This is a genomic window from Mycobacterium sp. NGS45, assembly GCF_059812645.1.
Genome location: NZ_JCALDB010000004.1, coordinates 155,434 through 168,306 on the forward strand (window position 1 = coordinate 155,434; position 12,873 = coordinate 168,306).

At 69.7% G+C, this 12,873-nt stretch carries 12 protein-coding genes; 8 read left to right on the top strand and 4 right to left on the bottom strand.

Annotated features, from left to right (window positions below; all coding sequences use genetic code 11):
• Position 1 precedes the first annotated feature (1 nt).
• Positions 2-2,158 carry a glycogen debranching protein GlgX gene (gene glgX, locus AC5Y3P_RS05830; protein WP_500044937.1) on the bottom strand — a complete coding sequence of 719 codons (2,157 nt, stop codon included), beginning with the start codon at positions 2,156-2,158 and terminating at the stop codon, positions 2-4.
• Positions 2,159-2,233: 75 nt separating this feature from the next.
• Complete coding sequence (gene sucT, locus AC5Y3P_RS05835; protein WP_500044996.1) at positions 2,234-4,432, bottom strand: acetyltransferase SucT; 2,199 nt, start codon at positions 4,430-4,432, stop codon at positions 2,234-2,236.
• A gap of 113 nt (positions 4,433-4,545) precedes the next feature.
• Here sucT and AC5Y3P_RS05840 point away from each other — a divergent pair, with 113 nt between their 5' ends.
• Genes AC5Y3P_RS05840 through AC5Y3P_RS05860 form a run of 5 tightly spaced genes read left to right on the top strand, consistent with a single transcriptional unit; the run spans position 4,546 to position 8,913 of the window.
• Positions 4,546-5,841, top strand: coding sequence for an adenosylmethionine--8-amino-7-oxononanoate transaminase (locus tag AC5Y3P_RS05840; protein WP_500044938.1), 1,296 nt, complete (start codon positions 4,546-4,548; stop codon positions 5,839-5,841).
• 29 nt (positions 5,842-5,870) lie between these two features.
• Positions 5,871-7,019, top strand: coding sequence for an 8-amino-7-oxononanoate synthase (locus AC5Y3P_RS05845; protein WP_500044939.1), 1,149 nt, complete (start codon positions 5,871-5,873; stop codon positions 7,017-7,019).
• Positions 7,016-7,693: a dethiobiotin synthase gene (gene bioD, locus AC5Y3P_RS05850; protein WP_500044940.1), complete on the top strand. Its 678-nt coding sequence runs from the start codon at positions 7,016-7,018 to the stop codon at positions 7,691-7,693. The genes AC5Y3P_RS05845 and bioD overlap by 4 nt, the downstream gene beginning before the upstream one ends.
• A 4-nt stretch (positions 7,694-7,697) precedes the next feature.
• Positions 7,698-8,249, top strand: coding sequence for a 2'-5' RNA ligase family protein (locus AC5Y3P_RS05855; RefSeq protein WP_500044941.1), 552 nt, complete (start codon positions 7,698-7,700; stop codon positions 8,247-8,249).
• A gap of 40 nt (positions 8,250-8,289) precedes the next feature.
• Positions 8,290-8,913, top strand: coding sequence for a hypothetical protein (locus AC5Y3P_RS05860; RefSeq protein ID WP_500044942.1), 624 nt, complete (start codon positions 8,290-8,292; stop codon positions 8,911-8,913).
• A gap of 16 nt (positions 8,914-8,929) precedes the next feature.
• Here AC5Y3P_RS05860 and AC5Y3P_RS05865 read toward each other — a convergent pair whose 3' ends face one another.
• Positions 8,930-9,520 (bottom strand): TetR/AcrR family transcriptional regulator C-terminal domain-containing protein, encoded by a 591-nt coding sequence (locus AC5Y3P_RS05865; RefSeq protein ID WP_500044943.1) that lies wholly within the window; start codon positions 9,518-9,520, stop codon positions 8,930-8,932.
• Between the two features lie 53 nt (positions 9,521-9,573).
• Here AC5Y3P_RS05865 and bioB point away from each other — a divergent pair, with 53 nt between their 5' ends.
• The 3 genes from bioB to AC5Y3P_RS05880 are packed head-to-tail and all read left to right on the top strand — an operon-like array spanning position 9,574 to position 11,508.
• The gene (gene bioB, locus AC5Y3P_RS05870; RefSeq protein ID WP_500044944.1) at positions 9,574-10,581 is read left to right on the top strand and encodes a biotin synthase BioB; all 1,008 of its coding nucleotides are present in this window, start codon (positions 9,574-9,576) and stop codon (positions 10,579-10,581) included.
• Between the two features lie 13 nt (positions 10,582-10,594).
• Positions 10,595-10,840, top strand: coding sequence for a biotin synthase auxiliary protein BsaP (gene bsaP / locus AC5Y3P_RS05875; protein ID WP_500044997.1), 246 nt, complete (start codon positions 10,595-10,597; stop codon positions 10,838-10,840).
• Positions 10,837-11,508: a DUF2567 domain-containing protein gene (locus AC5Y3P_RS05880; RefSeq protein ID WP_500044945.1), complete on the top strand. Its 672-nt coding sequence runs from the start codon at positions 10,837-10,839 to the stop codon at positions 11,506-11,508. The genes bsaP and AC5Y3P_RS05880 overlap by 4 nt, the downstream gene beginning before the upstream one ends.
• Here AC5Y3P_RS05880 and AC5Y3P_RS05885 read toward each other — a convergent pair.
• Positions 11,459-12,808, bottom strand: a complete 1,350-nt coding sequence (locus AC5Y3P_RS05885; RefSeq protein ID WP_500044946.1) for a lipase family protein — start codon at positions 12,806-12,808, stop codon at positions 11,459-11,461. The two genes, AC5Y3P_RS05880 and AC5Y3P_RS05885, sit on opposite strands and share 50 nt — an antisense overlap.
• Positions 12,809-12,873: the final 65 nt, after the last annotated feature.

The window sequence follows — 12,873 nt, forward strand, 5'->3', positions numbered from 1 at the left end:
CTCACGCCGTCTTTCGCAGCACCAGCACCGAGCGGCCGGGCCGGGTCACGGTTTCACCGTGCGCAAGCAGCGCACCGCTGGCGCCGGTCGGATTGGCGGTGTCCAGCTCGCCGGCCCACTCGGTGGCGTAATCGGCCGGCGGCATGGTGAATTCGATCGCCGCGGCGTGCGCGTTGAAGCACAGCAAGAACGAGTCGCCGACGATCCGCTCACCGCGCGGGTTGGGTTCGGTGATCGCCTGTCCGTTCAGGAATACGCCCACCGATTTGAAGCCGGAGTGCCAGTCGTCGGTGGTCATCAGTTCGCCGGCGCGGGTCAGCCAGGCGATGTCGCCGATCGGGTCGTCGTCGCGCGGCGGTTCCCCGGCGAAGAACCGGCGCCGCCGGAACACCGGGTGCGCGGTGCGCAGCGCGGCGGCCCGACGCGCGAATGCCAACAGGTCGGCGTTGCGTTCGGCCAGCGACCAATCCATCCAGGACAGCGCCGAATCCTGGCAGTAGACATTGTTGTTGCCGGACTGGCTGCGACCGAACTCGTCGCCGTGGCTGATCATCGGCGTGCCCTGGCTGACCATCAGGGTCGCCATCATGTTGCGCATCTGCTGGGCCCGCAGCGCCAGGATCGCCCGGTCCTCGGTGGGTCCCTCCACACCGCAGTTCCAGGACCGGTTGTGGCTTTCGCCGTCCTGGTTGTCCTCACCGTTGGCCTCGTTGTGCTTCTCGTTGTAGGACACCAGGTCGGCGAGCGTGAACCCGTCGTGCGCGGTGACGAAGTTGATGCTGGCCGACGGCCGCCGACCGGTGTCGGCATACAGATCGCTGGACCCGGTCAGCCGGGACGCGAACTCACCCAGGGTTGCGGGTTCCCCCCGCCAATAGTCACGCACGGTATCGCGATACTTCCCGTTCCACTCGGTCCATAAACCGGGGAAGTTGCCCACCTGGTAGCCGCCGTCGCCGAGATCCCAGGGTTCGGCGATCAACTTGACCTGACTGATCACCGGATCCTGTTGCACCAGATCGAAGAACGCCGACAGCCGATCCACCTCGTAGAACTCGCGAGCCAGGGTGGATGCCAGGTCGAACCGGAAACCGTCGACGTGCATCTCCAGCACCCAGTACCGCAGCGAGTCCATGATCAATTGCAGGGTGTGCGGATGGCGGGCGTTGAGGCTGTTGCCGGTGCCGGTGAAATCCTTGTAGTAGCGCGGATCTCCGTCCAGCAGCCGGTAGTAGGCCGCGTTGTCGATGCCCCGGAAGTTCAGCGTCGGGCCCAGATGGTTGCCCTCGGCTGTGTGGTTGTAGACCACGTCCAGGATCACTTCGATGCCGGCCGCGTGCAGCGTCTTGACCATGTGCTTGAACTCGGCGACCGCACCACCCGCGCTGCGGGTCGCGGCGTACTGGTAGTGCGGCGCGAAGAAACCGACCGTGTTGTACCCCCAGTAGTTGCGCAGGCCGAGTTCGAGCAGCCGTTGGTCGTGCAGGAACTGGTGCACCGGCATCAGCTCGATTGCAGTGACCTGCAACGACTTCAGATGAGCGATGATCACCGGATGGCACAGCCCGGCGTAGGTGCCGCGCAGCTGCTCGGGGATCGCCGGGTGGGTCTGGGTCATGCCCTTGACGTGCGCCTCGTAGATCACCGTCTCGTGGTACGGGGTGCGCGGCGCGCGGTCGTTGTCCCAACTGAAGAACGGGTTGATCACCACCGAGGTCATGGTGTGTCCCAACGAGTCGACCCCGGGCGGGGTGCCGCCGGAAGCCAGGTCCTCGGCGCCCAGCTGGTAGGAGAACAGCGCCTGCCCGAACGTGAAGTCACCGTGGAAGGACTTGCCGTACGGGTCCAGCAGCAACTTGCTGGGATCACAGCGGTGGCCCTCGTGCGGCGCCCACGGTCCGTGCACCCGGAATCCGTAGCGTTGTCCCGGGCTGATGGTCGGCAGGTAGGCGTGCCAGACGTGGCCGTCCACCTCTTCGAGCTCGATCCGGTGCTCGGCGCCGTCCTTGCCGATCAGACACAGCTCGACGCGTTCGGCGACCTCGGAGAACAGCGAGAAGTTGGTTCCGGCGCCGTCGAAGGTGGCGCCCAGCGGATAGGCCGATCCGGGCCACACCATGGTGATGCTGGGGTCGGGGTCGAGATCGCCGGGCCACATGTGCCTGACCCTATCGGCGCCCGCGCCCGGATGCGCGTCAGTGCGAAAGAGCCGGCGCGGATACCCGGCCGCGGATCACCACCAGCCGGTGGCCTTGCCCATCTGCCGGCCGAGCTCCTCGGTCATGGTCCGCATGTAGGACGCCGTGAAGTGGTGAGAGTCCCGGTAGATGAGCACATTTCCCTCCACCGCGCGGCAGTAGTCGTCGCGGCACACCGCGTCGGTCAGGTCCAGCGGATGCAGTCCGGGGAACCGGACCAGCCACTCCAGCGTGGGGTTCACATCGGCCAGCAACTCCGAACGCGGCGCGCCGCAGGACTTCGCGTCGCCGCCGTCGGCCAGGCAGTCGGCCGGGATGATCGGCTTACCCATGCCCTTGACCAGCCACGGCGTGTCGCGCATCGCCAGCACCGGAATGTCATGGTCGGCGAAGGTCTGCCAGATACCGACGTAGGTGCCCGGCATCACGTCGCCGGGTTTGATGTTCCACGGCCGGGTCGAGGTGGTGAACACGTAGTCGGGATCGTCGGCGACCAATTTGGCCATCGCCTTCTGCACCCACTGGTAGCACTGTGGATAGCGCGAATTGCTGCCCATGATCAACGGATTGGGATCGGTGGACAGCGCGCACCCCATCTTCAGATAGGTGACCACCTTGAAGTTGTGCGTGCGGCCCAGCAGATCCAGCGCGGTCAACCAGTGCTCGGCGTGCGAGCCGCCGGCCAGCGCAATGGTGCGGGTGCCGTCCGGATCGCCGTAGGTGCAGTTGATCACGTCGCCGTTCTTGAAGTCGCTGATGCAGTGATCGACCGTCGAGGCCGGCAGGTCCTTGGCGGCTTCCAGCACGGTGGGTCGCATCGGCAGTTTGGGCACCCGGACGTCGGGGTGCAGCAGCGCACGCGCGCCGGGATAGTCGTTGGCGCTGAGCCCGGCCAGTTCTTTGCCGTCGGCGCGTTGCACCGTGACGTGTTCACGCCAGGTGAAGGAGGTGGCGGTCAGCGCCACTCCGAGCAGCGCGACGATCGAGCCGCCCACCATGGTGGGGCGGCGCAGCCGAGCTCGCCAGTTCGGCGTGAGCACCACCGGATCGGCGGCTGACGACGACGCTGCCGGCGTGGCACCGGACGAACGCACGCGCAGCGGCTCCTCGACGAACCGCATGGTCAGATAGGCCAGCACGGCCGAGATCGCGACCACGGCGGCGCCGTCGGCGAACCCGGCGTGTGGCCGGCCGGTCCAGGACAGCCAGAAGATCAGCAGTGGCCAGTGCCACAGATACAGCGAGTAGGCCATCGCGCCCAGGGTCACCATCGGGCCCCAGGCCATGATCCGGCTGGGCAGCGGCAGCTTGCCGCCGGCCCGCGGATCTTGGCGGTTGGCCGCAGCCAGGATCATCAGCACCGCGGCCCCGACCGGCACCAGCGCCCACGGACCGGGGAACTCGTGCACGCCGTCGATCAGCGCGCCGCAGGACAAGATCGCGGCCAGCGCGACCGCCGACACCACGGTGCGCAGCCACATCGGCCACCGGATGTACGGCACGATGGCGCCGGCCAGCGCGCCCAGCAGCAACTCCCAGGCCCGCGCGAAACTGTTGTAGTAGGCGGCCATCTGATCGGCCTGGTGGGCGAAGATCGCGTACACGAACGAGGCGATGGTCAGCGCGGTCAGCAGCACCACGAAGAAGGCCCGCAGCCGTTTGCCCAACGGCCGCCGCAGCAGCGTCGCGAAGACGAACACCAGCAGCAGGAACGCGATGTAGAACTGGCCCTGCACCGACATCGACCAGATGTGCTGCAGCGGGCTGACCGCCTCCCCGGCCCGCAGATAGTCCCCGGCGCCGTTGGCCAACTCCCAGTTCTGGTAGTAACCCAAGCTGGCCAGGCTCTGGTCAGCAAACGCCTCCCAGCGGGTCTGCGGCTGGATCAGAATGGTCAGCGCGGCCGCGCCGGCCAGCACCACGACCAGCGCCGGCAGCAGCCGGCGGATCAGCCGTTTCACCTCCCGCACGGGCGACAGCGAGCCGCCCGGGGCCAGCGCCGAGCGCAGCAGCTTGCCGCCGAAGAAGAAGCCGGACAGCGCCAGGAATACGTCGACGCCACCGGAAACCCGGCCGAACCACACGTGAAAGACGACGACGAGCGCGATGGCCACACCGCGGAGGCCATCGAGATCATGTCGGTAGAAACCCGATTTCCTGTTGCCCATCGCGGTCGGGGTCACAGGGCCCGAACCGGATGTTTCAGCCGGCCGGGGCGGGGACAGGGTGCTCATCGTCGTGGACAATGTACCGAATTTCATCGCCAGACTCATTTCGCGCAGCCCGCGCTCAACCGTCCAGCAAACGCAGGTCGGACGGTCAGCGGGACTCGTTAAGCTCTTTTCCCATGTGCGCACTGACCCCGGACCAGATCAGTGCGATCGACGCTGCGCATGTCTGGCACCCCTATTCGACGATCGGCGCGCCCGGCGCGATGCCGGCGGTGGTGGCCACCCGGGCCCGCGGCGCCTGGCTGACCGTGGTGCGTGACGGCGCCGAGATCGAGGTGCTCGACGGCATGGCGTCCTGGTGGACCGCGGTGCACGGGCACGGCCATCCGGTGCTCGACGAGGCCGTCCGCAGCCAGCTCGCGACGATGAATCACGTGATGTTCGGCGGGCTGACCCACGAACCGGCCGCGCGGTTGGCTCAGCTGCTGGTCGAGATCACCCCGGCCGGCCTGGACACCGTGTTCTTCTCCGACTCCGGGTCGGTGTCGGTGGAGGTCGCGATCAAGATGGCGGTGCAGTACCAGCGCGCCCGCGGGCACACCGGCAAGCACCGGTTGATGACCTGGCGCGGCGGCTACCACGGCGACACCTTCACCCCGATGAGCGTGTGCGACCCCGAGGGCGGCATGCACAGCCTGTGGACCGACCTGCTGTTCCCGCAGGTGTTCGCACCGCAGGTGCCGGCCGGCTACGACCCGGCCTACAGCACGGCCTTCGAGGCCCAGCTGGCCGAGCACGCCGACGAACTGGCGGCGGTGATCGTCGAACCCGTGGTGCAGGGCGCCGGCGGCATGCGGTTCCACGACCCGCGCTATCTGACCGACCTGCGGACCATCTGCGATCGGCACGACGTGCTGTTGATCTTCGACGAGATCGCCACCGGCTTCGGCCGCACCGGTGCGCTGTTCGCGGCCGACCACGCCGGCGTCAGCCCCGACATCATGTGCGTCGGCAAGGCGCTGACCGGCGGCTACGTCACACTGGCCGCGACGCTGTGCAGCACCGAGATCGCCGAGACGATCAGCAACTCGGATGCCGGTGCGCTGATGCACGGCCCGACGTTCATGGCCAACGCACTGGCCTGCGCGGTGTCGGTGGCCAGTGTGGAGCTGCTGTTGGGCCAGGACTGGCAGGGCCGGGTCGCCGAGATCGAAGCCGGGCTGCGTGCCGGGCTGGCGCCGGCCGCCGAGTTGTCCTCGGTCGCCGACGTGCGGGTGCTCGGCGCGATCGGGGTGCTGCAACTGCACCAGCCGGTGGACCTGCCGGTGGCCACCGCCGCGGCGTTGGACCACGGGGTGTGGTTGCGGCCGTTCCGCGATCTGATCTACGCCATGCCGCCGTTCATCTGCACCGGCGACGAGATCGCGCAGATCACCTCGGCCATGGTGGCGGCCGCGCGTGCGTTAACCTGAACGGTGTTCAAGAACCTTGAGGAGCGCCGGTGACACGAGCCACGACAACGCCGTTGGCCTGGTTGGACGCCAATGCGGCCCGGCGCCGCGCCGAAGGTCTGCGCCGCTCGCTGCGGCCGCGCCCGGCGGTGACCACCGACCTGGATCTGGCCTCCAACGACTACCTGGGCCTGTCGCATCACCCCGAGGTGATCGAAGCCGGCGTCACCGCGCTGCGCACCTGGGGTGCCGGCGCCACCGGGTCGCGCCTGGTCACCGGGGACACCGAACTGCACGACGAGTTCGAGCACCGACTCGCCGAGTTCGTCGGCGCACCCGCGGCACTGGTGTTCTCGTCGGGCTACGCCGCCAACATCGGTGCGGTGGTGGCGCTGTCCGGGCCCGGCGCGCTGATCGTCTCGGATGCGTCCTCGCACGCCTCGCTGGTCGACGCCTGCCGGCTGTCCCGGTCCCGGGTAGTGGTGACCCCGCACAACGACGTCGCCGCGATCGACACCGCGCTGGCGCAGCGCACCGAGGAACGCGCCCTGGTCATCACCGAATCGGTGTTCAGCACTGACGGCGGCTTGGCGCCGCTGCGCGAACTGCACGAGGTGTGTCGTCGCCGTGGCGCGGTGCTGCTGGTCGACGAGGCGCACGGATTGGGTGTGCGCGGACGCGGCGGCCGCGGTCTGCTCGACGAGGTCGGCCTGGCCGGCGCCCCGGACATCGTGATGACCACGACGCTGTCGAAGTCGTTGGGCAGCCAGGGCGGTGCGGTGCTCGGCGCGGTCGCGGTCCGCGACCACCTGATCGACACCGCGCGCACCTTCATCTTCGACACCGGACTGGCGCCCGCGGCCATCGGTGCGGCCGACGCGGCGCTGCGGCTGCTGGCCGCCGAACCCGAACGCGCCGACGCCGTGCTGACCCGGGCTGCCGAACTGGCCGAGATCTGCGCGGTGGCCCCCGCCCCGGAATCCGCTGTGGTGTCGGTGATCCTGGGCGAACCCGAGGTTGCGGTGGCCGCCGCGGCCGCGTGCCGGGAGCGCGGGGTGCGGGTGGGCTGCTTCCGGCCACCGACCGTGCCGGCCGGCACCTCCCGGCTGCGGTTGACCGCCCGGGCCTCGCTGTCCGACGACGACATGCAATTGGCGCGCCGAGTGCTCACCGGAGTGCTGGCCACGGCCCGGCAATGACGCTGCTGCTGGTCACCGGCACCGACACCGGCGTCGGCAAGACCGTGGCCACCGCCGCGCTGGCCTGCCACGCCCGGCTGCACGGCCGCGACGTCGCGGTGTGCAAACCCGCGCAGACCGGGATCGCCGACGGCGACGACGACCTGGTCGAGGTCGGTCGGCTTTCCGGTGTGACCCAACTGCATTCGATTGCGCGCTATCCGCTGCCGCTGGCCCCGGTCGCGGCCGCAGCGGCTGCCCGCCTGCCGTTACCCACCGGCGACGAGCTGCTGGCCGGCATCCGCGCCGCCGACGCCCCGCACCGGCTCACCGTGGTCGAGGGCGCCGGCGGTCTGCTGGTCGAACTCGGCGCCGACGGCGTCACCCTGCGCGACCTGGCGGTGGCGCTGGCCGCGCCGGTCCTGGTCGTGGTGGCGGCCGGGCTGGGCACCCTGAACCACACCGCGCTGACCTTGGAAGCCCTTGCCAACAAAGGCCTTTCGTGCGCGGGCCTGGTGATCGGCAGTTGGCCGGCCGAACCCGACGCGGCCACGGTGTCCAATCGGGACGCACTGGCGGCGCTGGCTCCGGTGCGCGCGGTGCTGCCGGCCGGCGCCGGGCGGCTGCGCCCCGAGCAGTTCGCCGATCTCGCCGGACAGGCCTTCGACACCGACTGGCTGCTCGGATTGGGTTGAGCCGGTGGTGCATTCCGTCGAGCTGCTGTTCGACACCGAAACCGACGCCGCACTGCGCCGGTGCTGGGCCGATCTGGCCCGCGCCGGCCTGCCCAGTGCCGCCGACGTGCACGCCGCGACCAACCGGCCGCACGTCACCCTGGTGGTCGCCGAGCGCATCGACCCGGCGGCCGATGACGAGGCGCTGTCCGGGCTGCTCCAACGGTTCCCGCTGGACATCACCATCGGCGCACCGGTGTGCTTTGGATCGCGACGCTGGACACTGGCCCGCCAGCTGGTGCCAACCACGGCGCTGCTGGAACTGCACGCGGCCGTCGCGCAGGCCTGCGGGCCGTACCTGAGCCCAAAACCGGCTCCGCACACCGGTGTCGGAGAGTGGACACCACATGTCACGCTGGGTCGGCGCTACGACGCGGCACAGTTGGGTCGGGCGTTGGCCAAGGTGCCTGCGTTGAGCCGGGATCTGTCCGGCCAGCTGGTCGGGCTGCGCCGGTGGGACGGTGAGCGGCGGGTCGAGCAGCTGCTGGGCCCGCAGGCGCCCGGCGCCGCCAATTAGGATCGTGCGCTGTGCACCAGACCGTGCCAGGGATTCAGGCATGACCATCCGGGATCGGTACCGGCGACCGCGGCGGCGCAACCTGGTGGCGCTGGTCGTGATCGCGCTGGCGGTGCCGGCGTTCTTCTACTTCGTCACCCGGCCCGGCTATCAACGCAACTGGCTGGACCTGCAAGCTGATCCGGATCAGGTGGTCGCGGCCCGGGACACCGCCGATATCGGCGGTGTGCGCTGGCGGGTGCTCGACGTGCTGCGCGAAAACCGAGGTCGAGTCGACGGCGAGTCCGACGCGCCCCTGCCCGACGGTCTCGACGTGTTGCGGGTGATCTGGCAGCGCGAATCGGTCGCGCCGCAGCGCAGCCCGCAGGGCTGTGAATTCACCCTGCGGGCCGGCGAAACCGCGTGGGCGCGCCGCGAATCCTACGGTTGGGAACCGATGATCAGTCCGGCGCAGGCCCCGCCGGACACCACCGGATCCTGCGCGGAGTCCGAGCCGGCCAAGCTGCAGGCCGCGTTCCTGGTGCCGGACGGAACTGTGCCCGAGTCCGTCGACGTGTCCATCCGCTTCGCCGAAGAGGACGAATCCGCCGATTCGGCCGACACCAGCGGACCCCGTCAGCTGGTTCGGTTCGAATTGGCCGAGATGCTCGAACCCGAATCTTGAGTCTGCCGACGCTGCGCTAAGAGGTGTGCAGGTTACTGCGCACCGACAGACCGTCGAGCAGCAGGTCCAGGCCGAACTCGAAGGCCGCACCGGAATCGGTATCGGCGTCGAGCACCGATTGGGTGCTCGGTAGCGCGCCCGCGGCGTCCCACTGGATCCGGGATTGCTCGTCGCCGGTGAACCCGAGTACGTAGTACACGATGGTGCGGGCCGCCAGCTCGGCGTGCGTCGGGCCCAGTCCGGCGTCGGCCGCCGCCGCGCTCAGGGTGGCCAGGATCGAGTGCACCGCAACGGATTTGCCGGCCGCGAAGCTGGCCGATACCAGTTCGGCACCGTCGGTGTGGGACAGCAGCGCATCGCGCAGCCGCAGCGCGCTGCCGCGGATCCGGGTGCGCCAGTCGCCGTCGGGACCGGGCGCGCAGGCCGACGCCAGCACCTCATCGGAGACCGCGCCGAGCAGTTCCTGTTTGTCGGCGAAATGCCAGTACAGCGCGCCGGGGGTGAGGTCGAGTTCGCGGGCCAGACGGCGCATGGTCAGGTCGGCCAGACCGTATTCGTCGAGGATCGCGGTGGCCTTGGCCAGCACGTCGCGTTTGTGCCGCTGCACGCCGCTAGCATAACCTGAACACTGTTCAAGCCGGGTTGTGAGGAGGGCGTCGAGTGACGCAGGCAGCGCTAGACATTCTGGGACTGGCCCGTGAGCAGGTGCTCGAGCGTGGTGAGGGTCTGGATCAGGACCAGGTACTGCAGGTGCTGCAGCTGCCCGACGACAAGCTCGAAGATCTGCTGGCGCTGGCCCATGAGGTCCGGATGCGCTGGTGCGGCCCCGAGGTCGAGGTCGAGGGCATCATCAGCCTCAAGACCGGCGGCTGCCCGGAGGACTGTCACTTCTGCTCGCAGTCCGGGCTGTTCGCCTCGCCGGTGCGCAGCGCCTGGCTGGACATCCCGAGCCTGGTCGAGGCCGCCAAGCAGACCGCCAAGACCGGTGCCACCGAGTTCTGCATCGTGGCCGCCGTGCGCGGTCCCGACGAGCGGCTGCTGGCCCAGGTCGCGGCGGGTATCGAGGCGATCCGCAACGAGGTGGACATCCAGATCGCCTGCTCGCTGGGCATGTTGACCCAGGAGCAGGTGGACCGGCTCAAGGAGATGGGCGTTCACCGGTACAACCACAACCTGGAGACCGCGCAGTCGCATTTCCCCAACGTGGTGACCACGCACAGCTGGGAAGAGCGGTGGAACACCCTCGAGATGGTCCGTGAAGCCGGTATGGAGGTGTGCTGCGGCGGCATCCTCGGTATGGGTGAGACGCTCGAGCAGCGCGCCGAGTTCGCCGCCAACCTGGCCGAGCTGGACCCGCACGAGGTACCGCTGAACTTCCTGAATCCGCGCCCGGGCACCCCGTTCGGTGACCTCGAGGTGCTGCCGGCCGCCGATGCGCTGCGGGCCGTGGCGGCCTTCCGGCTGGCGCTGCCGCGCACCATGCTGCGGTTCGCCGGCGGCCGCGAGATCACGCTCGGCGATCTGGGCGCCAAACAGGGCATCCTGGGCGGCATCAACGCGGTGATCGTGGGCAACTACCTGACCACGCTGGGCCGGCCGGCCGAATCTGATCTGGATCTGCTCGATGAACTGCAGATGCCGATCAAGGCACTCAACGCCACCCTGTAGAACCGAACAGGTGATGGTCTCGGATTTTCCGGCGCTGCCGGTGCCGGTGAGTGCGGGGGACTACAACGTCTACACCGGGGTGGCCGCCGACGCCGCCGCCGGTGCGGTGGTCCCGACCGCGGCCCAACTCGGGCTGGAACCGCCGCGGTTCTGCGCGGCCTGTGGCCGGCGGATGATCGTGCAGGTGCGGCCGGACGGCTGGTGGGCCAAGTGCTCGCGGCACGGTGTGGTGGATTCCAAGGATCTGGAGCGGCGATGAGCGCCGACCCCGTCGGCGTCGCTGCCGGGCGCAGCGGCCGCACCCGGGCGGCACGCAAGGTGCTGGCGGCGCTGGCGCTCGCCGGGATCGCGGTGGGCGCACTGTGGGCGGTGCTGGCCCCGCCGGTGCGCGGCGTGGTGGCGCTGACCCGCACCGGCGAGCGGGTGCACGCCTACCTGGGGGCCGAGTCGGACAACTTCTTCCTGGCCGCGTTCTTGATGGTGGGGTTGTGGACCGTGGTCGCGGTGGTGGCCGCGGTCGCGGTCTGGCAGTGCCGCGCGCACCGCGGACCGGTGCTGGCCGGTGCGCTGATCGGCGGGGCCGGGCTCGGCACGCTGATCTCGACCGGGGTCGGGACGGCATTGATGCACTGGCGGTTCGGCACCGTGGACGTCGCGGGCGCGCCGGTCAGCCCGGAGCACCGGGTGCACTACGTGGTGCAGGCGCCGTCGGCGTTCTTCGGTTACGGCCCGCTGCAGCTGGCCGTAACCGTGCTGCTGCCGGCTGCCACCGCGGCGCTGGTCTATGCGCTGTTCGTGGTCGCCGTCGAGCGCGACGATCTGGGTGCCGAGCCGGCTGCGCCCGCGCCGCCGGTAGCGGCGCCGACGCCGGCCGAGATCAGAGTGGACAACGCCGGACCAGCCGGCCGGTCAGCACCCGGGCACTGACCGTGCCGAGGCGCCACATCCCGGCGTAGGTCATCGGGTTCAGCAGCGTGGGCCAGCGGGTGCGCACCAGATGCTGTGACAGCGGCCGGCCCTCGAACCGGTCGATCAGCCAGCGCAGCGTCATCGGCGCCGACATCGGATGCAGCAGCAGGTGCTCACTGAACATGTCGCGGTGATAGGTGACATGCGCGCCGCCGGCCGAGTAGACGTCGGCCAGCGCGTCGATGTCGTCGACCGAGACGATCCGGTCGTGCACGGCCTGCACCACCAGGACGGGCGGTGTCGGCACGGTGCGGCCGAGCTTGATCTCGCTGAACACGTGCTGCACCTCGGGGGTGTCCAGGATCTGCTGCAGCGGGCAGTCCACCAGCTTGTCCATGTCGACGCGGGCCATCCGCAGCACCGCGTGCGCGGTGGTCATCTTCTCGATCCGGCGCAGCATCGCCAGCCCGTCCGGGGTGGCGTGCTCGTTGATCAGCCGGTCCAGGTCCGGGTAGATGTGCGTGAGTGCGGCGACGACGGTGGCCGGCAGCCCGGAGTAGATGGTCCCGTTCAGCCGTCGGAAGGTGTTGCCGAGATCGCCGACCGGGGAGCCCAGCACGGCGCCGACGACGTTGAGCTCGGGCGCATAGTCGGCGGCCACCTCGGCGGCCCAGGCGGTGGCCAGGCCACCGCCGGAATAGCCCCACAGCCCGACCGGGGCGTCCTGGGACAGCTCCAGGGTCGGCGCGGACTGCGCGGCGCGGACACCGTCGAGCACGTGATAGCCGGGTTCAGTCGGTGCGCCCCACATGCCGCGGACACCTTCGTGGTCGGGCACCGAGACCGCCCAGCCCTCCGCCAACGCAGCGGCGACCAGCAGGAACTCGAACTGCGGCAGCGCGCCCAGCGCCCGCGCGCCCTTGCGCAGCGCGTAGGACGGGAAGCACTGGTCGGCCACCGCGTCGATCGCGCACTGATAGGACAGGATCGGGGTGGGCCGGCGCGGCGAACGTTCGGCCGGCAGCAGCACGGTGGTGACCGCGGCTTCCGGTTCGCCGTCCATGTCGGTGGTGCGGTAGAGCAGCTGGATGGCCGTGATCCGCTGCGGGATCAGGCCCAGGAACGCCAGCTGCACGTCCCGGCTGCGCAGGACGGTGCCCGGCCGGGCGTGTTGGTAGCCGGCGGGCGGACGGTAGAAGTCGTCGTCGGACGGCCGGATCGGGCGGGCGCCCGGCTGCAGCGGCTGGTGTTCGGCAGCACCGATCCACTCGGTGCTGCGGGGGCTGGTGCTGACGGTCGCTGCGCTGCCGAGCTCCATGTACTTCCTTCCGGCCGAGGCTGCCGGACATTCTCTCTTACCGTTCCCTTAATGTCCAACCGGTC

Coding starts and splice junctions, on each gene's coding strand:
- glgX (WP_500044937.1), bottom strand. CDS start 2,158: ATGTGGCCCGGCGATCTCGACCCCGACCCCAGCATCACCATGGTGTGG.
- sucT (WP_500044996.1), bottom strand. CDS start 4,432: ATGAGCACCCTGTCCCCGCCCCGGCCGGCTGAAACATCCGGTTCGGGC.
- AC5Y3P_RS05840 (WP_500044938.1), top strand. CDS start 4,546: ATGTGCGCACTGACCCCGGACCAGATCAGTGCGATCGACGCTGCGCAT.
- bioD (WP_500044940.1), top strand. CDS start 7,016: ATGACGCTGCTGCTGGTCACCGGCACCGACACCGGCGTCGGCAAGACC.
- AC5Y3P_RS05860 (WP_500044942.1), top strand. CDS start 8,290: ATGACCATCCGGGATCGGTACCGGCGACCGCGGCGGCGCAACCTGGTG.
- bsaP (WP_500044997.1), top strand. CDS start 10,595: ATGGTCTCGGATTTTCCGGCGCTGCCGGTGCCGGTGAGTGCGGGGGAC.
- AC5Y3P_RS05880 (WP_500044945.1), top strand. CDS start 10,837: ATGAGCGCCGACCCCGTCGGCGTCGCTGCCGGGCGCAGCGGCCGCACC.
- AC5Y3P_RS05885 (WP_500044946.1), bottom strand. CDS start 12,808: ATGGAGCTCGGCAGCGCAGCGACCGTCAGCACCAGCCCCCGCAGCACC.